The sequence below is a fragment of the Aeromonas caviae genome (assembly GCF_000819785.1).
GTDB classification, from domain to species: Bacteria; Pseudomonadota; Gammaproteobacteria; order Enterobacterales; family Aeromonadaceae; genus Aeromonas; species Aeromonas caviae.
Window position 1 is genome coordinate 1 of the sequence record NZ_CDBK01000075.1, and the last position, 822, is coordinate 822.

Genomic DNA, 822 nt, shown 5'->3' on the forward strand with positions numbered 1-822 from the left:
CCCATGAAGATCGCCCCCCCATTTTCCCGCCTTCCCCCCTTTCCTTCTATGCTCCTTTGACGGCCGTTTTGTCGTTTTTTCGTACTCTTTTTGCTCCCATCCTGTTTGGGATGAGCAGAAAATTGAGGCTTCATCGGATAACCCTGGCTGGCAACAGCCTTGCAGACTGGGGTTGGGAAACAAGTTGTGAGAAAACATGACATGGGATGACAAAACCTGGCTGACAACCACCAACCTCCCTATGACGACATCAATCGGCGCATCCCGCAGGCCATTTTGCTGCTGAAAAATGGAGATCACCACAAAGACCCCAATCGAAACCATCAAGAAGAGAGTCACAAAAACAACATAACTCGATGTATTTAAAGGATTTATATGTATCCACTTTCACTGAAATCACCATAAAACCCTTACCAGGACAAAAAACGCCCTTAAACTTGGGAAAATGCAGTAGTATTTCACTGACAAACCATTTTCGCCTCATAATTACATTTTTCGTTGTTTTATCGTTCTGTTGTGGTATCTTGGTTCCATCATGAGCCAACCAAGGGAGATAAAATCATGAAAGAGTTCGTAGTTACCGCCGTTTTCACCGTGTTTTTCACTCTGGTTGCCGTCTCCATGCCGTCGCTGGCACAGCTCTAAGTCGGTCAATCAGCCATCTGCCATCTCTGCCCCAGAGGGGTGGTTCAAAAAACAGACTGCAACATGGGTTTTTGACGCGCTCTGGCAAAGGATGATGCCAAGCCATCATTGAGTGCGATCTGCGCGCACAAAACGACCTCGTCGACATCCATGCCATCTTTCAAGGGGAGCCCGGGC

General features: G+C 47.4%; 1 protein-coding gene. It reads right to left on the reverse strand.

Going from position 1 to position 822, the window contains the following annotated elements; genetic code table 11:
• A partial coding sequence (locus BN1120_RS21745; protein ID WP_236727608.1) for a hypothetical protein occupies positions 1-339 on the reverse strand: 339 nt, incomplete at its 3' end.
• Positions 340-822: the final 483 nt, after the last annotated feature.